Genomic DNA, 20,881 nt, shown 5'->3' with positions numbered 1-20,881 from the left:
TTCACTTACTTCACTTACCTGACGATAACTTCCATTGCTGCCGGCAGATTTCGGGTAATTCCATCAGGACCTACAGCCTTGATATGCGAGATATAGAAGCGTCGGTTTCTTGACAGTTTTCTGAACTCTTCGCGCTGTCGTTCTGAGAAATTGGAACCCGCCGAAGCCAAAGGTATGGCATTTCCCATATTATCGAAGAATACGGTTTCGAAGCCCAGTACCTTAAACGGAATATCAAGGAGTCCGTCATCTATGGCTGCATGAATGCCTGGAGCACCCATCAGAGCACCTTTCGATAGAGCACCACCTCTAAATCTGTCTGTACCCATCGCAATATAAGCTGTTGGGTCAGGAAGTTTTCTTACATGGAATACGAATGGAGGCAGACTTCTCACCTGTCCCTTATCGCGGGCTGTCACATGGATGGTAACATCCTTACCCACCGCTGAAGGTGTAGCCACGAAATGACCATTGCCCTTAGCTACGAAAGAACCGCCTGTCATGGTTGCAGAGATAGCATTTGCCGGAACACCAGGAACGCTGATGCTGATAGGATTGGCATAGCCTGCATAGAGCACATTCATCAGGTCGGCAGCAACGGTAGCTGTATTAGGAACAGGCAATACGGTGTATTTCTGAACGAAATTGCGTCGCATCATCTCGCCATTCTTGCCTCTCATCAGAATGTAACCGCCAAACTGATGCTCACCTACGCCACCTGCCACAAAACTGTATCTGCCATTCTCGGCATTAAGCCTACTACCATTCACATAGATTTCCGGGCGCTGTGTACTGTCTATTGCAGCCATCACCACATGCGAATTGAAACGTTCACCGGCATAGAGGGTTGTTTTCTCTGGAATAACGAATGCATCGAGTTCATTCACATTCAGTTCTACCAGATCTATATTTTTCTTCTCCTCATCCGATTTCTTCCCATCATCGGCAAGACTTTTCTTGATTTTCTCGACAATAGACTTGCCTTTGACACCGAATTCCTCATCTGTAGGAGTATTCAGCGCCAACATAGCCATCAGGATGACATACATCAGGTTAATCATCTTCTGGCGAGGCGAAACCGGTCTTTTCTTGATTGCCATGGATATAAATTTGCTTGATTCTATTTATTTTCTTCGTCTTTACTCTTCACTTGTTACATGAGGAGCCGCCACACGCATATTGATGGTCATGGCATCAATCATACGGGTATAAATTTTGTTCAACTGTTCTATCTGCTTTGCCATCATCTTGGTCTGCTCATTGATCTGGTCAATGGTACCAATCTGCTGGCTGGCACTTTTCAGCTGCATCTCGTATACCCTGCTGATACCTGTCAAGGTACGGTTCAGATTCTCCATCTCCTCGCTGTCACGAGTCAGTCGGCTACTCTGTTCGTTTACCTTACTCAAGGTTTCTACCAGGCTCTTCAACTGTTCTACGTAGCTGTTCTGAACTTCCACCACCTCAGGATTAAGTGGAGTCAGTTCTGGCGCAGCAGTCATTACAGGAGAGACAGGAGAAGAAACCTGAGGTTGAATGGTTTCAGAACGATTCTTGGCAGTCATCATTTCTTCAGCCGACACCTTTCCTTCCAGATACTCCTCTGTAGCATGGGTAGGCAGGTCTCTACCTTCGGCTGTCTTGTCGAAAGGACGGTCGAAAGCAGAAAGGAAGAACACGAGAATCTCCGTTCCCATACCTAAGAAAAGCATGAGATTGGCACCAGGAAGATGGGTCAACTTAAAGAGGGTACCAGCGATTACGATAGAGGCACCCCAGCTGTAAGCATAGTTAAGGAATGTCTGACCCGGCACACTATCCATCCACTTCTGTAAGCGGTATACGATATTGAATTTGCTATAATAGCTCATATTATTTATCTCCTATTCTTATTCTTCAATGGTTTCTGTTTTCCGCTAGCCGTAGTAGCAAGACTTCTCACACAACGGAATCCGATGTATGAGCGAGGCTGATTCTGGTACTCGAAAGTGCGCCATGCCGAACGGATAAACGACTCTGGGTCTTTCCAGGAACCACCTCTTACACTCTTCTTCTTCAAACGGTAAGGATCTTCTATGGCAGCATTATACTGTAAAGTTGGGTTAAAATCGCTCATTGCGTCAACACCCGCCTCTGTATAAACGGTACTTGTCCACTCTGCCACATTACCAGCCATATCGTAAAGTCCATTAGAATTTGGCGAATAGATAGCCACCTTGCTGGTTATCAGGTTGCCGTCTTTGGTATAGTTGCCCCTGTCTGGTTTGAAATTGGCGTAAAAACAACCATCCCCGTTCTTCACATCCGCATTGTCCCAAGGAAATTCATTCTGGTTCTTGCCTCTTGCAGCATATTCCCATTCTGCCTCGGTTGGCAGACGGTAACGCTGCACATATCTTGCTTCAGGACCTAAGCCCTTCAACAGATAGTCTGTTCTCCAGGCACAGAAGGCATTTGCCTGTTCCCAGGTAACACCGACTACCGGATAGTCATTATACGCAGGATTGCTGAAATAACTTCTCAGATAGGTTTCATTCTCTGCATTTCTGAAGTCGTTTACCCAACAGGTAGTGTCAGGATAAACATTCACGATATAGGTATTCAGGAAGTCCCATGGTCCTGAAAGCGGACGGTTGATGGTCTCACGCACCACTCTACCCTCATCATCATAATAAGCGGTATCTTTTGAAATCATCACCACCTCGTCCGGATTTATCTTCACATCGGTGTTGAAGGTACGTTCCTGGGGATTCAGACGGAACTTACGCTGAGCCGCAGCTGTATAATCATAGATTTCGTATTTATAGTTGAGCTGGCGCCAGTCGATGAGTTTTTCTCCTGTAACCGGATTGGTTTCATACAAACTTTCAAAAGCTCTCTGCTCATCCTCATTAGGTTTCTTAGGCAGCGCTTTCTTCCAGTTTACATGAGGTGTAACCGGATCGCCATTCTTATCTTCAGTAATCATGTAAGTCTCGTCGCCTCCATAAGCAGGATCAGCCAGACGGGTACGAAGAATAGAATCGCGCACATAAGCCACAAACTGCTTATATTCTGAATTGGTGATTTCGGTATCATCCATCCAGAATCCATCCACCGACACATCCTTGCGTGGTGTTTTCATTCCCCAGAGTGAGTCTTGGGTCTCCATTCCCATTTTCAGGAAGCCACGGTTTATCTTTACCATACCATAAGGGGCTGGCTCTACAAAGCTTCTACCGCTCACGCCAACCACCTCGCCACCTCTGCCTGCAACAGAAGCTTGCTTGGCACCGAAGCAGCCGCTCAAGGTGAGCAATATAGCGAATGCACTAAGGAGCAATATACTTTTCTTCATTGTTTTATGATTCTACTATGTTCTTATTTCTATTTACATTATAATATTCTGACGCTCTGATGACGTTTTCTGCCTTTCTTGGTCAGGTTGATATCGGTCTGATACCCTACAAAGAGTTCATGACTGCCATTTCCGGCACTGAGTTTAGAGGTGTATGCCTCGTAACTGTAACCAAGCACTACCCCATGGAAACTACCGCCTACCAGCACGGTTACCGATCTGTCCGGACTATAGGTTACTCCACCATACAACATCCGTTTTTCATATTGGTAAACCAATCTTCCTGTCAGGTCGCCTCGCCATGTGGTACCATCTGTTGTAACAAGAACAGACGGCTTTATTGTTAAGAACGGATTTCTCAGTCGAATATTGTATCCACCTGTCAAATAATATGTGGCATCTATTTTCAATTCGTTGGTCTCACCTAGATTTATCGTAGGCGATGTAAGATGCTGGGCAGAAAGTCCTACATACCAGGCCTTATGCTGATAATACAGACCCAGACTCAAATCCATTCCGCTTCCATTTACGTCTGAAGTAGAAAAGGCAGGGTCACCACTTTCTCCCAAATCCACCTTGCTTCCATCAAACTTCTCACTCAGCATACCTCCTTGTACACCCACGCTCAGCGTTCCACCCAGGAGTTTATTCTGCAAAGCATATTGTAAAGCCAGCCGCTGATGAGTAAAAAGACCAATCTGGTCATTCTGTAACGATAAGCCTACTCCATGCCGGTGATTGAGCAAGAAGAAAGGCATGTCAGCCGCCACCTGAAAGGTACGGGGGTTATGTTCGAATCCAGCCATATCAAGTGCGTAGGCCGCCGCAACATTAAGTTTCGACTGCTTACCCACAGCAGCAGGATTGAATGATGGTTCCAGGTCAAAATAATGACTGAAGGAAGGATCATACTGTGCCCTCATTTCGAGCACCCCCACTAGCAGAATCCATATAATGATAAATCTTTTCAACACAATAAGATAACGGAATTTCTTACACATTATTATATATAAGCAAGAAACAAAAGATGAAAAAGGCTACCCTCTTATAAGAGAGCAGCCCTATCATCGAGATTAATACTCGTCATCATTCCAGAGGAATATTAGGGCTGAATACCAAGCACTTATAGTCTTCCAACTTTTATATTGAACATTTTATTAAGGAGTAAAAGTCGCTAAAAGGCTTTTCTAAACCTATCTTGCAACTCCTTGATTCGCTCTAAAAGTTTTTCGAAAGATAAAGTCTGACCATAGATAAAGTGGTTACACATCTCTGCATAATCACCCTCCCAATCCTTCATCAACTCTTGCCTAGGAACGAAATCAATCTCACTCGGCATCAACTTAGAATAATCTACATAACCTACAGCATAGTATATGGAACGATGCTTAACAATACGCTCATACAAGTCCATATCCTGCAGGGCTTGTTTGCCAAATTCTGTATCCATCAAGCGTTCTAAATCATAAAGATGCCTAGACATTCGGACATAACGAGGAGACTGTTTCTGAAACTCCTCACATAGCAAGAATGCCTTCTCCAGGAATGTTCGTGTAGGCACAACTGTCCTTATAGTAGCTGTAGCCGCCTCATCTTCTCCAGGGAAAGTCTGCTCAATATATGATGAAATCAAACGGTCTTCCGTAGGCTCGTTCATAGACAAGCAACTAATCTCTATCTTTACTCTTGGCGGAATATACTCTATCGTATGACCAAGCATAGACTCATAATGAACGAGAATGACAAATGGATCCTTATCACTTGCAACAGGACTTGCCTTACCATCCTCATCAATTTCCTCTACTACATTTTCTATATGGTATCCTTCCACACCAAGTTTCTTTAGATTTTCATCCAACTCTGCAGAAACTGTATCAAGAAAATACCTACGTGCCTTCTTGCGAAGTTTTTCACGCTGATTCTTTGTCGTCTTCTCTATACCGAAGAATTCATGGTTTACAGATAAGTCTATATCCTCACTGAATCTTTCTATCAAATTCCATCCTTTACTGAGACTTGTACCTCCCTTAAAGATGAGTTGATCTGCACATGAACATTTGAAAAGAGCGTTGAGCACCACAGTTACCCACCAGTCCTTTTCAATTGCAACCTGATTAATACGAAACTTCTCTTCCGCACGTTGCAACATTGCTATTCGTTCATCTATTGTGTGATTTAACCAAAGTGTCATAATGCTCGTTTTTATCTATTATATCAGTTATCAGCTTTCTCATCCATACTGGCATGAGAGTAAGATCTTGTACAAACAAGTCTTTATGTTCCTCTTCATTGACCAATTTTCTAATGGTAGAGAGTTCTTGATTACCTACATTCTTTTGTCCTAATGTTCTAAGAGCTTGAACAAGAAGCGCTGCCAACACTGTCTGAAAAGCAAAGTTCTTAGGAACACTTCTTTTCAACACTATAGTTCGATTACCAAGAGTCAAGACTCTTCCACTTCCCGAGGTCAGATAAGTATATTTGGTAGGCACCTGTGTTGAGAGTCCAAGTTTGTTGAGCGCTGTAACTCCTGAAGGTTGTATTTGTACCTTATCTCGCTGGGCTATAGCCATCACCATTTCATCTATAGATGGATAGACTATCCCAAATCGGGTATTCTTAGGGCGAAGATAAACCCCATTAGCTAATCGAACTATATTTCCCTTTTTTTCTTCTACAGAAAGTGCACGACTTACCACCTTCTCATTATCATTGATGTCAGAGAAGTCTGAGATGAAGAGAATCTGCCCTTCACTTGTCTCGTATATACGGTTTGCTATTTCTGCCATATCGTTTTCTTTCTTTAATGGTGCAAAAATACAAAAAATCAGCGATATGTGTAACACCCCGCCGATTTAATTAACTTTTTTTATGTAGAAAACTTTGCAAATATTTTCCACAATCACTTATTTTTATTCACTCTTAGCTGTCTGTGGTACTCACGGCTCTTGCATTGTAGTTCTTCCTTATGACTGGCATAATATCGACGTTGATACTCTTTTTTCGTGGCAGTTTTTCACTCTTTAAGAGACATACAGGCAAATTCTCCGAATGAATCTGGATACTGCTTGATTATTGCAGTAAAGACTGCGGACAAGACCTGCACGACAATGGAGTTTCCGGCTCGCCAATATAGAGAATAGTCAGAAGTCTTACGATGACGACCATTTATAAACATAAGTTTCGCTATTTGTTCTTTTGTGTAACCTTCTTTACCTCAAATCCGCAACCTATAGGTTTTAGTGGGATTTTGCTTGCAAAGCGACAAAATTCATTTTATTGTACATATTTCTTGCACAACAGAAATGTCGCAGACACAAAATCCCCTTACCCCATAAAGCGACTTGAGGTAATACGCTGGTTTAACCAGAAAAGCATGGTCTTTAACCAAAGTCTGTCTTGAACAGGTTGGCATAAGCATTGTTGTCTGAGTAAATGTTCAATACATGCCTACGTGATGTCTTAATCCATTTCGCAGGAACAGAGATGAACTTGAAAACAAAGGTCTTGATTCTGCTGGTGGCACGCAATCCAAATTCATGGGTTTTCAATCTCTGCATAATAGCTTTGTAGAAGTTTCTGATGAGAGCTGTCATAAGCAGGAATACAGTATTCTGTGCCATGAACGATTTTGGCAATCGATTCCAGCCAAAGTCATTGTTCATGTCATCGAAGATGCGTTCCTTGCCACCACGAAGATTGTAGAATTCCACGATGTCTCTTGCACTCGACTTGTAATCGTTAGTCAGTATACATCTGTAGGTATATTCGCCTTCCCAAATGTCAAGGTCTCCATCTATTCGCCTTTGTCTCTGTATGACAAGACGATACGGTTTTCCTTTCCATTTCTCAACAAGGATAGAATTCAACTCAAACTCAATACCGTTGATTTCAACAGTTTTCCATCCAGTTAAGGCAAACATGGAATCGTAGAAAGAAGAGCATCTGTTGGCACGAATATAAAAATGCCTGCAATGAGCCTCTACCATATCTACGATTTCCTCCGAACATGAGCCGCAATCCATGCGGGCACGAGAAATATATATTTCCGAAGCCTCCAATCGCTTGAAGATTCTTTCCAAAGTTTCTTTTTGGTTGAAGCGCACGTTTGTGTTGCCGTCTCTATTTTCAATACCAACAATCATGTCGTTAATGACAGCTACACCTGGACTATAGCCCAAGAACTTCTTGTAGGTTGGTTTTGCATCATACTTCTCTGTTTCAATGAACTGATGGTCAAAGTCAAAATCATACTCTTGACCGGATTTCAATTGACCAGTAGCAAGCAGGGCATTGACCAGTAAGCAGTTCATCTTGTCTGCAGTATTGAAATCATAGGATTTGCCAGAAGCAGACTTATAGGTGATGCTCTTAAAAGTCAGTTCTTCGATAGCACGTAATATGGTGTCTGCGCTGCAAGTGCGAAGAGTTGGATGAAGAGACAAATGTTTCATCAGGTGAGTTGTAACATCCTCAATACATGAGCCACCACAAAGATATACGCACATCAGAGAGCGTAGAATCTCGCTATATTGATAACCAAACATAGTGCATCTCAATCCCAAGGTGGAATCTATGGTTTGAGCTAAAAGAGCATCAAATTGCTCCATAATCGAAAAAATTCCCCCAAAAGGAGTGAGTTTCTCAGATTTTATTTGTATCTTTGCCATGTCATATTAGAGTTTTGCTTGTCTTCTTTTCGCAACACTAAGGTAAGTGAAAATTCTGACATGGCAAAATCCTGGGCAACTTTTTGTTGCTCAGGCACTTATAAATAATGTCAAACTATAGTGTTGCGGAATTAAGGAATATGAAAAAAACAGAAAAAAGCAAATCGTAGTTTTGTGTATAGCTTTAGTTTGCATCTTCATCTTGGTGTTCTCATTGTCCCATAAATCAGCTACAAAAGGTAGCGCGAATCCTCCATTAACAGATGTTTTGACTGATAGCATTTCTCAGATTGTCTCGGCTTGTCCTGGTGAAATTGGTGTGGCGGTTATTATTAATAACACAGATACGGTTAGTGTTAATAATAAAAGCATTTATCCTATGATGAGTGTATTTAAGGTTCATCAGGCATTAGCTCTTTGCAATGATTTTGACAAAAAAGGCCTTTCCCTTGATACCTTGGTAAAGATAAATAGGGAAAAACTTGATTCAAAGACATGGAGCCCTATTATGAAAGATTATTCAGCACCAGTTATATCGTTGACAGTAAGAGATCTGTTGCGCTATACTCTTTCCCAGAGCGACAATAATGCAAGCAATATCATGTTTAAGAATATGCTCAATACTGCACAAACAGACAGTTTTATAGCGAAACTCATACCACGTTCGAGTTTTCAGATAGCTTATACAGAAGAGGAAATGTCCGCTGACCATGACAAAGCTTACTCTAATTACACATCTCCTCTTGGTGCTGCAATGTTGATGAATCGTTTGTTTACAGAAAGTCTTATCAGTAATGAGAAACAAGATTTCATTAAGAATGCATTGAAAGAATGTAAAACAGGTATAGATAGGATAGTAGCTCCACTTCTTGATAAAGAAGGGGTTGTAATAGCACATAAGACAGGTTCTGGTGATGTCAATGAAAATGGTATTCTTGCAGCTCAGAATGATGTAGCCTATATATGTCTGCCTAATAAGGTCTGCTATACCTTAGCTGTATTTGTTAAGGATTTCAAGGGAAATGAATCACAAGCGTCACAATTTGTTGCGCATATATCAGCGGTAGTATATTCTTTATTAATCAATACTGCGTTAAATTAATATTTAATCGTCTGTAAATCAATAACTTATATTAAGAAATGCTTATGAAAACTTAACTGTAAAAAGTTGGTCAAGTCGCTGATTTTCAGTAACTTTGTAGATCACGACAAATACAATATTACATGAATACAGGACTTGACCAATATATGGATATCTTTAAAGATGCAGTTGAAGATTCAGCTGCAAAGATAACAAAAAGTTTCGAGAAAATACTCATCGAGGTGATAATTTTGTTCATGGTAATACCAAGAAAGATAAATTTCACCCAAATGGGGAGGTATGGCTTGCATGTTGAGCAAACCTATCGCAACGCATTCGGCTTGAAAAAGTCGAAGTGAATTGATTGGCTCAAACTTAATGTCTCACTTGCCAAGCGCTTCTTGGGTAAACAGGGAAGATGGGCTATTGCCATTGATCCCAGCTACATCAGTAAAGCTGGCAAGAAGACTCCACATATCGGTCGTTTTTGGTCGGGATGTGCACAGTCTGTTAAACATGGTCTCGAAATCATGGGTATTGGCCTCATTGATATTGATGCCAAAGACTGCATGATGTTAAAAGCACACCAGTCGCTAAGTAATAAAGAACTGAGTCTTAGAAACAAGACTATGGTAGATTTCTATATCGGCGTCATTAAGCGTTATCGCAAGGAACTTCTCAAACTCTCAACCCTCATAGTTGCAGATGCTTACTTCTCTACAAGTACATTTGTTAATGGGATAAAGAAAGAAGGGTTCTCTATGATAAGCCGCTTTCGTGACAATGCTTGTCTCTTTTATGTCTATGCTGGTCCACGTACTGGAAAACGTGGTCGCCCAAAGACCAAGGATGGCAAGATTGATATGAAGAATCTTGACCTCACTCGAATGGAGAAGATGGAGATGAAAGATATAGAAGGAACAGCTTATACTTTGATAGCCTATTCCAAGGCACTCCGGTGTAAAGTTAGACTTGTCATCTGGCAGATGCCGAATGGCAAGAAGAAACTATTCTTCTCTACAGACACCTCACTTTCGGGTGAAGAGGTACTTCTTTATTATAGAACCAGGTTCCAGATTGAATTTTGCTTTTATGACAAGAATAACATTATGAGAAGTGAATGGAAAAGTATTATTGAAGATCAGAACTTTAGGAGAATGCTTCTCCGTTCGACTTCTCATAATGATAACTATTTCTTCAGACCTCTGAGCCAATCTCTGAGATTTTTATTGTTTTCCCAAGATTTATCAGCCTCTCGGTTAGGTGTGAGATCTGTATACGCCTTTTCGAACGCCTCACGTTTTGCTTTAGAGTCTGCACGAGCATAAATGTCCGTTGTTTGAATAGAGACATGTCCTAGCAAATCTCTAATATAAATAAGGTTGACTCCAGCCTGTAGAAGATGCATAGCTCGACTATGACGTATAGAGTGACAACTAATCCTTTGCGGAATAAGTTCTGGAGACACCTTCCTTGCCATGTTTGCATAAGTACAAAGAATGTATGTGATACCCTCACGCGTTAGCTTTTCATTTCTGCCATTATAGAAAAGTGGAGACGCAGCTTTGTTGCAATCGTTAAGATGATTCTCTTCCATATATTCACATAGAATTGACACCTGTTCCTTTACAAGCGGTACTATTCGTGCTTTGCGTCCTTTTCCGAACAGACGTATGGTATATGGCTCATGGGTTATGCGCACACTATCCACAGTAAGATCTGCTATTTCAGAGACTCTTGCTCCCGTATCATACATTAGTGAGAGTAAAGCGAGATTTCTTCGGCCTCTCCAAGTTGATGTATCAGGCTGAGCCAGCAACAACTTGATACCTTCTATTGTCAGGTAGTTAAGTGTTGTCCCTGATGTTTTTATGGCTTTAATAGTTAGGATCTTTTGCCATTCTTCTATCATTTCTATGACGCTATATTGCAAGTAATGACAAAAAGAATGAATGGCAGCAAGCCGATAGTTACGTGTCGCTGCAGAGCATTTTCGCTTGTTAAGTAGCCATTCGAGATACTCGGTTACACTTACTCTCGTGAGATGTTTCAATTGCAATTTTTCAACTGTGATTCCTTTAATATCTTTCATGAAGTCAATAAATTGTACAAATGCATCTCTATAGGAGGATATGGTGTTAGGGCTTACATTACGCTCATGAGGCAGGTATTCTACCAGAAAGCGGCTTAAATGTTTGGCAAAGTCAGTCGTCGTAGTCATAGGCTTTACATATCTTTGGATAGACAAAAGCGTTGATTTCAGAACATTGCTCTTCCAATTCTGGATACATGTTGCATGTGAGGCGAACATACTGCTCTGTCGCTTTCAGCGAGTGATGTCCCAGGCATGTTGAGAGAATTGGCAAACTGGCATACAAGTCCATTCCTTTGTGCCCCATCTGTACAAGAGCATGTACTGCATTCGTATGTCGCAGGTCGTGAACGCGTGGTCCATGATGATTCCCCTTATGGGGAATTCCGCATGTGTCCAGCAATTTGCGCAGATGCTGATATACACTATTAGCCTTGATGCTAGTCCCGTCCGATTTTACAAACAAAAAACCATTTCCTGCAGCTATGTCTTTGATGGGCATATTGTTTCTATACTCCATATAAGATGTAAGTACCGTCTTCATCGACTCACATAAAGGTACGATCCTTTCACTTCCGTTCTTGGTTTTATCTAAGCGAATGTAACCTTCATCCAGATGAACATGTTTGTTGCGGATGGAAAGAGCCTCAGATATACGCATTCCTGTACTATATAGTAAACGAAGAAGAGCTGGCATGGCTATGAGAGCTGTACCCATGCGTATGTCATATAGTCTATATTCGTCCGCTGCAGAAAAGATTGCGCCAATCTGCTCCTTTGTGAATATATACGGAGTAAAATCAGACTTCGGTTGCTTGGGCATTCGTGGAATGAAGCATACACAGCCACACCTGCACATCAGTCTTGTCAATTGACACCATACGGAACATTTGGAATATAAAGTTCTGTCACAGTCCGCCACACGTGTAGCTCTCCACTTTTTGAAGAACACCTCTTTGATATGAGGATCCTTTAGGCACTCTGCATTGGCAAAGTCGTCAATCTCTTTCAATATCCATCTGGTACGCAACGCACTGATTCCTGCAGATATTTTAATGTCAAGAAGATGATTCATATATGAGGCTAACACGCTGGAATATTTAAATTGCTCAGCCATAGAACGCACCTCCTCTCTGTTTGTAAAAGGCATCTGGAACTGGCGGTACAGGAATGGCACACTCTATCAAAGACTTTATGTCAATCTTAAGATAAGTGAGAGTTGTTTCCGTACTGCGATGCCCTAGCGATTCGGATATGACAGGTAACGTCGTGCCTTTCTCAAGCATGACGCTTGCAAGAGAATGACGTAGAGAATGTGGACCATGATGCTTGGCCGATACATCTATTCCGGATTTACAGATGATGTTGTTTATTGCAGAGCATACCATACTTTTGGTTGCTGGCACATAAGGTGCCTTGCAAGAAAGAAATACATTCTGTGAAACTGTCTGAGGTCTTCCATGCTGCAAGTAATCTATGATGGCATTACCAACATCCGCAAGCAATGGCAACTCTATGACCTTTCCGGTCTTATGCATCACAAGGGTTAGTACATTGTTGTCCCAGTCTATATTAGAGAACTGTAGGTTGGCTATGTCCGAAGCTCGCAACCCCAAACGTGATGCAAGTAATAACATTGCATAGTTTCTCTTGCCAACGCCGCTGCTTCTATTCACGGAGTTCTCTACTATATTTACCTCTGCTGCTGTGTAAAACGAAGGAATACGCTCTTTCTTGCGCAGCTTATATGTGTCAAACAGACCATCAAACCTTCCATCTACAATATGCTCCGCTTTCCAGAAACGAAAGAGGACACGCAGGGCAGAAACTATGTTTACCTTGTTGGTCGGATGGGACGAGACAAACGACAAGATGTGTTTATCCGCAATCTCGGACACACTGTTGACACCACTGAGATTGAGATGAGTTAAGAACTCGCTTAGATACAAACGATAGTCATTTATAGTCACCAGACTTCTACGAAGAGAAGTAAGATGGATGATGAGTTTTTCCATCTCCATGCCAATCTTCCCATCGAGGGTATGGAAAACAGGAGTGAAACAACGCTTACGTATAAGCCCTAACGAAAGCATATCGTCAAGGACTTGAATACTGCGAATCATTTCACGCTCCTGGTGACGAATCTCACCATAATGATGACAGGTTGACAGGAACTCTTCACCAATAGAAGGGGAATAATTCTCAATGTCGTGAGCCGACATGTAGTGGACGATGCCTTTACGCCATAGACATTTATACACAGATATTCTATTCTCTGTGTAACAATGGTCTTCAAAGTACTTGATGCATCGATCCATTAGGACTTGAATCTTTACTTCTTGCATAATATATAATATTTAGTTTTGGGGCTTATGCCCTATACTGTAATATAACGTTATGAGAAGTATTTATGATAAGTTTTTGCTGTAAAATTCATATAATCAACAATTTTTCACAGGTCAAATCTGTCTAACTTGACATAATGATATTCTTGTCATAAAAGTAATTATGAGAAGCTTTACATAATTACTTTCGTGACGCCAAAGGCTATACTGGTCTTATGGACTGCCAGGCTCGCGATAAGTGGAAACTCGATTTTGCTTTCAATGCTTCGTTCACATCACTAAATGTTGCCAAGGTAACTATGAAGGAGATGGGAATGGAATATTCTATGTCTTCATTCAAGTCACTGATGACCAACATTTATCTGGTGAAACGAATTTTTAAAGCATGCGGGTACATCCCGAACCGAACTTTAATTAGCAAGATTTTCAAAGATCTCTCGTGCTTACAGCGTATAGCTGCTTAGCACATTATTGAATTATTAACGAACTATTGTACAAAATCAAGTCCGTTTCATTGCAAAATACTGCATAAAAGACTATAATTCAACTGTTTCAAAGATCGAATTGCCCTTTTTTATTGGACAGTAGTGAAATCGATTGACAAGACATGGAATCAGATTTAGCTATCTTTGCATCCCAAATGCATAATATAAAAGTACGCTACCACATTGTGGGAAAACAAGAAGAGTTGCAAGAGATATATGACCTCTATCAGACTTTCATACAGAAAGAACGCCCTGCTATGGAAGAAGACGAGGCCGATGATTGGGAAGGAAACATCATCTTAGCTCTTGGTGTGGACTATGGGACTTGCAATCTCTGTGGTAATATCAAGAAATGCGAACTTTCAGAAGGCTTTCTCTATATAGAAGCGGAAGAACTCGCATTGATTACTGACTTCCGCGTTCTTCTCAAAAATCGTTTCAAGGATTTGGAAATCTATTTCGCTACAGAAGATCCAGAAAACGAAACATATGTGACTAATGATGCAGATGGCAAGTATTTTCACGACCTGCCTGATGATCATTTCATAGCTCCATTAGATTATTGACGTATGGGACCAAAAACATTTCTAGCAGCTCTAATGTGCCTAATCATCGTAGCCCTCATGTGCTCACCCATTTTCCTCGTATGGCACGGTTTTACTATGGGCGGTTCAGTAATAGTCAGAATAGCATTTATCGTGATAGGGCTCATTCTATTGCGTTTATTCAAGCCAATTTCTAATCTTACTGGCAAGGACTACAAGATATTCTGATAGTTTCGACTATAAAGGCTACAAATTTGATCGAAGGTGGTATCACTCTGTTTAGCGTGATACCACCTTCTTTTGTTTGGCATTCATATCAGGAATGAAGCAGAAGCCAAGTTTGCTTACTACAGTCGCAAGGTTGTCTGGCAAGAATTCTGCATAAACTCGCTCTGTGACGCCTGTTGAAGCGTGACCTAACAATCTGCTTATCTCACTGATTTCAGCTCCGTGTGCAAGCGCTAAAACTGCCCAGGTGTGTCTTGATACATGGAAAGTCAAGTCTTGATTCCATTTTAAATCATGAGATATACAGCGAAGCGAAGTATTGATGGTATTATTCCAGGAATTTCTACGACGGTATATCGCCTCATGGTCATTTATATCGAAGTTCTCTGGCAATAGATCAAAAACAAAGACTTTGTTTCTACCCTTCCATTTTTCAAGAATACGAATGAGTGGTTCACTCAAAGGTATGGTGTTTCGGTTTCTCGTCTTGACTTGTATTTTACTGATGAAATTCTTGTTGAAATCAATGTCTTTCCATCGGAGCGTCATCACATCAACCATTCGCATACCGCAAGCATGGAAGGCAAACAGCCACATCTCCAAAAACTCTTTTCGTCGAGGCTGTTCGATGGTATTATAAACGGAAACTAACTCAGCAAGTCTCTCTTCAGTGAGATACTTGATATTCCTCTCTTCTTCATCAAGCCGGTCCTCTTCTTTCATATACAAGTCCTGGAGAGATACATTAAGCTGATGAGAGATATAACCTAACTGACAAGCATATTCACACGCCTGAAGAATCGGACATAGAGTCTTGTTGACTGTTGTTGCTTTCTTTTTTGCCAAGAGTCGATACTTACGGAAGTCAAGCAATAAGTCTTCACTAATATCTGAGACATAAATGAATTCCTTATGCTCACCATATGTACCTTTGTGTTCAAGCAACAGGTATTCCTCAAACTGATTGAGATATGAAATACCATTCTTGCAAGTACTGAAACCTATCTTACCTTTCTCATAACGTTTTTCCATCAACTCTTTAGCAAACTCTATGAAGTCTTTTCCTTCATCAGGTCGCAAAGCATTGTCATTGTCTTCGAGAAAAGATCGAATCACATCACAAGTAATATGTTGATGCATTTCATAATACTTATGTATCTTCACATCTATGTCTTCGATACGCTTATGAAGAGCATGATTATAATACTTATAGTCAATATCAGTCGTGGCACGTATTTCACCAATACCGCAATAGCCTTTCTCATTCCATTCCTTTACTGACACACTTATACCAGTTGATTTACGAATAGAATCAGCATGCCAATTGTATTCTATATACAATGGATACTTTTTACCAGACTGCACCATCTTTGGTATACGCAGTCTCAATCGTCCTTTCGGATAAAGTCTTGAAATTCTTCCCATATTAAAATACCTTTTTATTAATTATGGCACTATGTACGCGAAGATAGTAGAAAAGTTTATCATATCACTCCTTTTTTATAAACTTCAGATGATTTTAGTATGAAGTAAGGAGAATAATAAGAGAAGAAAAGATGAAATTAACCGATCAGAAAAGAAAGAATTTCAGGATATACCGATTATTGATCATTTAATTATGTAAAATAAGGCCATTAGAACGGTAAAATTGGCGGTAAAAGACGGCAAAAAGCCATATAGGAATTTCATGAGAAATCACCTATATGGCTCATTTCCATTATCTTATACTGATAATCGTAATCGATGAACGATTAGTACTCGTCATCATTCCACAAGAAGTCATCCTTTGAAGGATAATCTGGCCAGATGTCTTCGATGCTTTCGTAAACATCGCCTTCGTCTTCTATCTCCTGCAAATTCTCTAGAACTTCTAGAGGCGCACCAGAGCGAGTTGCATAGTCAATCAACTCTTCTTTTGTTGCAGGCCATGGTGCATCTTCAAGCTTTGAAGCCAATTCAAGTGTCCAATACATAGCTCTATAATTTAACGTTTCTATTATTTTGGCTGCAAAAGTAATACTTTTATTTTAAATTCCAAATATTTATGGAACAAATTTACGCACAAATCAATAATTTACATTAAAATTCTGCTTATATTTGGTTTTATCGAAGAAAACTATACCGCAATCAACCAAATTAAAGGTCAAAATCGTACGATTATCTGTTACAAGTCGGAGCCATACTTTCCCATATTCTGCATCGAGATTGATGTCTGTAACTACTAAAACCGTATCATCAGACACATTCCAGAGAAACTGCTGGAAATCCTCTCTCTTTAGCAGGGAAGATGCAGAGAGTTCTACTACATTAGGATAAACAGTTCTGATGCGGAAGAGAAGACGTTTCTGTTTGGAGGCATCTTGGGGATAGGAGGAGGAGATTTCAGAATGAGTCTGACAATAGATTCTGAGAAATCCCTTTTCGTTAACCACCTTGCGCAGGAAAGAATAGGCTGTAGGTGATTGTACTCCGAATCCTCGGGTACGAGGCATCCGTAGCATACGCTGACCTAAACTAGCAAACTTCTTTTTAATTCTTTTCCTATTCATGCTGCAAAGATAATAAAAATCTGCGAAATTCCAGACCGAACAGGTCTAAAATCTGTGAGCATCTGTGAAATCTGTGGGAAAACAAAAAAGCCTCAGAAATCTTTCGAAATCTGAGGCTCTTGATAAAAGGAGGCGGCTACCTACTCTCCCGCATTGCATTGCAGTACCATCGGCGCAAGTGAGCTTAACTTCTCTGTTCGGAATGGGAAGAGGTGGGACCTCACCGCAATAACCACCTGATAATGGGTTATGACGTATTTGCACACAAGCAAAACAAGATAATGAACTGAAAATACAGTTGAAACTATGAACTTTCTAAAGAAAGTGTTCGGGCAATTAGTAATGCTCGGCTTTGACATCGCTGTCTTTACACCTGCATCCTATCAACGTCATCGTCTCTGACGACCCTCAATGGAGTTCTCATCTTGCGGCTGGCTTCGCACTTAGATGCTTTCAGCGCTTATCCAATCCAGACTCAGATACCCAGCGGTGCGCCTGGCGGCACAACTGGTAAACCGGAGGTCTGTCCATCACGGTCCTCTCGTACTAGTGACGGCACCACTCAAAACTCCCACGCCCACGATAGATAGAGACCGAACTGTCTCACGACGTTCTGAACCCAGCTCGCGTGCCACTTTAATGGGCGAACAGCCCAACCCTTGGGACCTTCTCCAGCCCCAGGATGTGACGAGCCGACATCGAGGTGCCAAACCACCCCGTCGATATGAGCTCTTGGGGGGGATCAGCCTGTTATCCCCGGAGTACCTTTTATCCTTTGAGCGACGGAGTTTCCATACACATCCGCCGGATCACTATGCCCCAGTTTCCTGCCTGCTCGGCATGTCTGCCTCCCAGTCAAGCGCCCTTATGCCATTGCACTCTTTGAGGTCGGTTACCAATCGACCCGAGGGCACCTTTGGAAGCCTCCGTTACGCTTTTGGAGGCGACCACCCCAGTCAAACTACCCACCAAGCAGTGTCCGCGTATCACGCGTTAGACCTCAGACAGCCAAAGGGCCGTATTTCAAGGATGGCTCCACGAAAGCTGGCGCTCCCGCTTCAAAGCCTCCGGCCTATCCTACACATCGGATGACCAAGGTCAATGCTAAGCTGTAGTAAAGGTTCACGGGGTCTTTTCGTCCCATCGCGGGTAATCGGCATCTTCACCGATACTACAATTTCACTGAGCTCATGGTTGAGACAGCGTCCGGATCATTACACCATTCGTGCAGGTCGGAACTTACCCGACAAGGAATTTCGCTACCTTAGGACCGTTATAGTTACGGCCGCCGTTTACCGGGGCTTCAATTCAATGCTTCCTCTTGCGAGTGACATCTCCTCTTAACCTTCCGGCACCGGGCAGGTGTCAGGCTGTATACGTCATCTTTCGAGTTTGCACAGCCCTGTGTTTTTGTTAAACAGTTGCCTGGACCTATTCTCTGCGCCTCGCTCATCACGAGGACCCTTTATCCCGAAGTTACAGGGTCAATTTGCCTAGTTCCTTAACCATGAATCTCTCAACGCCTTAGTATGTTCTACCCGACCACGTGTGTCCGTTTGCGGTACGGGTGCCGCATGGGTTAAGCTTAGCGGATTTTCTCGGGAGTATGATTACCCACACTATTGGATTCTTCCGAAGAAGACTCCATACTATCAAGTTCAGCTCGGACGGTGGATTTGCCTGCCATCCTCAACACCTACACTCTTCAACGGGGACTTCCGTCGCCCCGCGGTGGTTTCACTGCTCCGTCTCCACGTCGCCCCATGCGGCAGTGACGGAATATTAACCGTCTCTGCCATCGCCATCGCCGTTCGGCTTAGACTTAGGACCCGACTGACCCCGGGCTGATTGGCATTGCCCGGGAAACCTTGGTCTTACAGCGGGAGGGAATCTAACCCTCCTTATCGTTACTTATTCCTACATTTGCTTTACTCACCGCTCCAGGATAACTTACGTACACCATTCGACGCTGTGAGTATGCTCCCCTACCGATACTTTCTTAAATGCTATCCCGCGCCTTCGGTGTCTGCCTTATACCCGATTATTATCCATGCCCGGACCCTCGACTAGTGAGCTGTTACGCACTCTTTGAATGAATGGCTGCTTCCAAGCCAACATCCTAGCTGTCATAGGGACCAGACTTCGTTAGACTAACTCAGGCAGAACTCCGGGACCTTAGACGGCGGTCTGGATTCTTCTCCTCTCGGGGACGGACCTTAGCACCCGCCCCCTTACTGCCGGACTGCAAACCGTGAGCATTCGGAGTTCGTCAGGACTCGATAGGCGGTGAAGCCCTCTTGTCCTATCGGTCGCTCTACCTCTCACGGTGACCATCCGACGCGGCACCTAAATGCCTTTCGGGGAGTACGAGCTATCTCCAAGTTTGATTGGCCTTTCACTCCTACACTCGGCTCATCCAGAAGCTTTTCAACGCTTATTGGTGCGGACCTCCATCCCGTGTTACCGGGACTTCATCCTGGCCAAGTGTAGATCACTTGGTTTCGCGTCTACCCCCACTGACTATGCGCCCTATTCAGGCTCGCTTTCACTGCGGCTACGTGTCTCATGACACTCAACCTCGCCAGTGACGGTAACTCGTAGGATCATTATGCAAAAGGCACGCCGTCACATCGTAAGATGCTCCGACCGCTTGTAGGCGTATGGTTTCAGGAACTATTTCACTCCCCTGCTCGGGGTTCTTTTCACCTTTCCTTCACAGTACTCGTTCGCTATCGGTCTCACGGGAGTATTTAGCCTTACCGGATGGTCCCGGCAGATTCGCGCAGGATTCCTCGTGTCCCGCGTTACTCAGGATACCGCTATGCTGCATTTCGCTTCACATACTGGACTATCACCGTCTATGGTCACATTTTCCAAAGTGTTCTGTTCACGATTTGCATACAATGTTGCGGTCCTACAACCCCGCTGGCGCCTTGCGACGTCAACGGTTTGGGCTGTTCCCCGTTCGCTCGCCACTACTGGGGGAATCATTCATTTATTTTCTCTTCCTGCAGGTACTAAGATGTTTCAGTTCCCTGCGTTAGCTCTAACACTTAAGTGCTAGTAACCGTCCTTCAGACGGCTAGGTTGTCCCATTCGGAAATCTCCGGATCAAGGGTTATTTGCACCTACCCGAAGCTTATCGCAGCTTATCACGTCCTTCATCGCCTCCGTGAGCCTAGGCATCCGCCATACGCCCTTTCTTACTTTCTTTACGACTGTATTCTTGTTACTCGTTTCCGAATAACGAATAAGTAGCTCATACTTTCAGCTGTATTCTAACAAAGTGAAATCTCATCTTGCGATTTGATTTACTTTAGTCTGAACTAAAGTTCATTACTTACAGTTTTGCTTGTGTCAATATGTCAAAGATCTTCTTGCCTTAAAAGGCATGGTGGAGATTGTGGAGTTGAACCATTTTGCTTGAGCCATCCCTATATATAACGTATAAGGAATCCCAGTCTCCTGTATTTGATTAAACAGATGGTGCGTACAAGAAGAGAAGCGAACTTTTAAGTCCTGTTCCTAAATCTTCTATAGGAAATCCGT

General features: G+C 42.4%; 14 protein-coding genes, 2 rRNA genes and 2 pseudogenes. 3 read left to right on the top strand and 15 right to left on the bottom strand.

Features of this window, described 5'->3' with window-relative positions:
- Window positions 1-14 precede the first annotated feature (14 nt).
- The 7 genes and pseudogenes from gldM to ONT19_RS13795 all read right to left on the bottom strand — a co-directional run.
- A pseudogene (gene gldM / locus ONT19_RS13825) lies at window positions 15-911 on the bottom strand (gliding motility protein GldM); the annotation flags it as partial.
- A gap of 228 nt (window positions 912-1,139) precedes the next feature.
- Complete coding sequence (gene gldL, locus ONT19_RS13820) at window positions 1,140-1,871, bottom strand: gliding motility protein GldL (protein WP_118085877.1); 732 nt, start codon at window positions 1,869-1,871, stop codon at window positions 1,140-1,142.
- Window positions 1,872-1,876: 5 nt separating this feature from the next.
- Complete coding sequence (locus tag ONT19_RS13815) at window positions 1,877-3,337, bottom strand: SUMF1/EgtB/PvdO family nonheme iron enzyme (RefSeq protein ID WP_117587694.1); 1,461 nt, start codon at window positions 3,335-3,337, stop codon at window positions 1,877-1,879.
- Window positions 3,338-3,375: 38 nt separating this feature from the next.
- Window positions 3,376-4,338 (bottom strand): PorP/SprF family type IX secretion system membrane protein, encoded by a 963-nt coding sequence (locus ONT19_RS13810; protein ID WP_264953116.1) that lies wholly within the window; start codon window positions 4,336-4,338, stop codon window positions 3,376-3,378.
- A 173-nt stretch (window positions 4,339-4,511) separates the two neighbouring features.
- Window positions 4,512-5,528 carry a nucleotidyl transferase AbiEii/AbiGii toxin family protein gene (locus ONT19_RS13805; protein WP_264953115.1) on the bottom strand — a complete coding sequence of 339 codons (1,017 nt, stop codon included), beginning with the start codon at window positions 5,526-5,528 and terminating at the stop codon, window positions 4,512-4,514.
- On the bottom strand, window positions 5,497-6,126 hold the full coding sequence (locus ONT19_RS13800) for a DUF6088 family protein (protein WP_203041052.1): 630 nt from the start codon (window positions 6,124-6,126) through the stop codon (window positions 5,497-5,499). The genes ONT19_RS13805 and ONT19_RS13800 overlap by 32 nt, the downstream gene beginning before the upstream one ends.
- A 594-nt stretch (window positions 6,127-6,720) precedes the next feature.
- Complete coding sequence (locus tag ONT19_RS13795; RefSeq protein ID WP_217762389.1) at window positions 6,721-8,007, bottom strand: IS1380-like element IS942 family transposase; 1,287 nt, start codon at window positions 8,005-8,007, stop codon at window positions 6,721-6,723.
- A 130-nt stretch (window positions 8,008-8,137) separates the two neighbouring features.
- Here ONT19_RS13795 and ONT19_RS13790 point away from each other — a divergent pair, with 130 nt between their 5' ends.
- Both ONT19_RS13790 and ONT19_RS16355 read left to right on the top strand, forming a co-directional pair.
- Window positions 8,138-9,109, top strand: a complete 972-nt coding sequence (locus ONT19_RS13790) for a CfxA family broad-spectrum class A beta-lactamase (RefSeq protein WP_264953415.1) — start codon at window positions 8,138-8,140, stop codon at window positions 9,107-9,109.
- 509 nt (window positions 9,110-9,618) lie between these two features.
- Window positions 9,619-10,245, top strand: a pseudogene (locus ONT19_RS16355) (transposase); the annotation flags it as partial.
- A gap of 32 nt (window positions 10,246-10,277) precedes the next feature.
- On the opposite strand, the gene ONT19_RS13780 reads toward ONT19_RS16355, so the two are convergent.
- Genes ONT19_RS13780 through ONT19_RS13770 form a run of 3 tightly spaced genes read right to left on the bottom strand, consistent with a single transcriptional unit; the run spans window position 10,278 to window position 13,498 of the window.
- On the bottom strand, window positions 10,278-11,309 hold the full coding sequence (locus tag ONT19_RS13780; RefSeq protein WP_264952112.1) for a site-specific integrase: 1,032 nt from the start codon (window positions 11,307-11,309) through the stop codon (window positions 10,278-10,280).
- Window positions 11,293-12,297 (bottom strand): tyrosine-type recombinase/integrase, encoded by a 1,005-nt coding sequence (locus ONT19_RS13775; protein ID WP_264952113.1) that lies wholly within the window; start codon window positions 12,295-12,297, stop codon window positions 11,293-11,295. Before ONT19_RS13775 ends, ONT19_RS13780 begins: the two co-directional genes overlap by 17 nt.
- Window positions 12,290-13,498: a site-specific integrase gene (locus ONT19_RS13770; protein WP_264952114.1), complete on the bottom strand. Its 1,209-nt coding sequence runs from the start codon at window positions 13,496-13,498 to the stop codon at window positions 12,290-12,292. Before ONT19_RS13770 ends, ONT19_RS13775 begins: the two co-directional genes overlap by 8 nt.
- Window positions 13,499-14,132: 634 nt before the next feature.
- Here ONT19_RS13770 and ONT19_RS13765 point away from each other — a divergent pair.
- A complete protein-coding gene (locus tag ONT19_RS13765; RefSeq protein WP_147337160.1) occupies window positions 14,133-14,576 on the top strand; it encodes a hypothetical protein in 444 nt (147 codons plus the stop codon).
- A 258-nt stretch (window positions 14,577-14,834) separates the two neighbouring features.
- Here ONT19_RS13765 and ONT19_RS13760 read toward each other — a convergent pair whose 3' ends face one another.
- The 5 genes from ONT19_RS13760 to ONT19_RS13740 form a co-directional block, all read right to left on the bottom strand.
- Window positions 14,835-16,208 carry a tyrosine-type recombinase/integrase gene (locus ONT19_RS13760; RefSeq protein WP_264953114.1) on the bottom strand — a complete coding sequence of 458 codons (1,374 nt, stop codon included), beginning with the start codon at window positions 16,206-16,208 and terminating at the stop codon, window positions 14,835-14,837.
- 326 nt (window positions 16,209-16,534) lie between these two features.
- The gene (locus ONT19_RS13755) at window positions 16,535-16,756 is read right to left on the bottom strand and encodes a DUF2795 domain-containing protein (RefSeq protein WP_006848869.1); all 222 of its coding nucleotides are present in this window, start codon (window positions 16,754-16,756) and stop codon (window positions 16,535-16,537) included.
- 93 nt (window positions 16,757-16,849) lie between these two features.
- Entirely contained in the window at window positions 16,850-17,332 is a 483-nt protein-coding gene (locus ONT19_RS13750; protein ID WP_147330183.1) for a hypothetical protein, read from the bottom strand.
- Window positions 17,333-17,459: 127 nt separating this feature from the next.
- A 5S ribosomal RNA gene (gene rrf, locus ONT19_RS13745) occupies window positions 17,460-17,572 on the bottom strand.
- A gap of 76 nt (window positions 17,573-17,648) precedes the next feature.
- Window positions 17,649-20,545 (bottom strand): 23S ribosomal RNA (locus tag ONT19_RS13740).
- Window positions 20,546-20,881 lie beyond the last annotated feature (336 nt).

Origin of the sequence: Segatella copri (assembly GCF_026015625.1) — a bacterium.
Classification (GTDB): Bacteria; Bacteroidota; Bacteroidia; order Bacteroidales; family Bacteroidaceae; genus Prevotella; species Prevotella copri_H.
The sequence above is the reverse complement of the archived record's forward strand: the minus strand, read 5'-3'. Positions and strand labels throughout refer to the sequence as shown.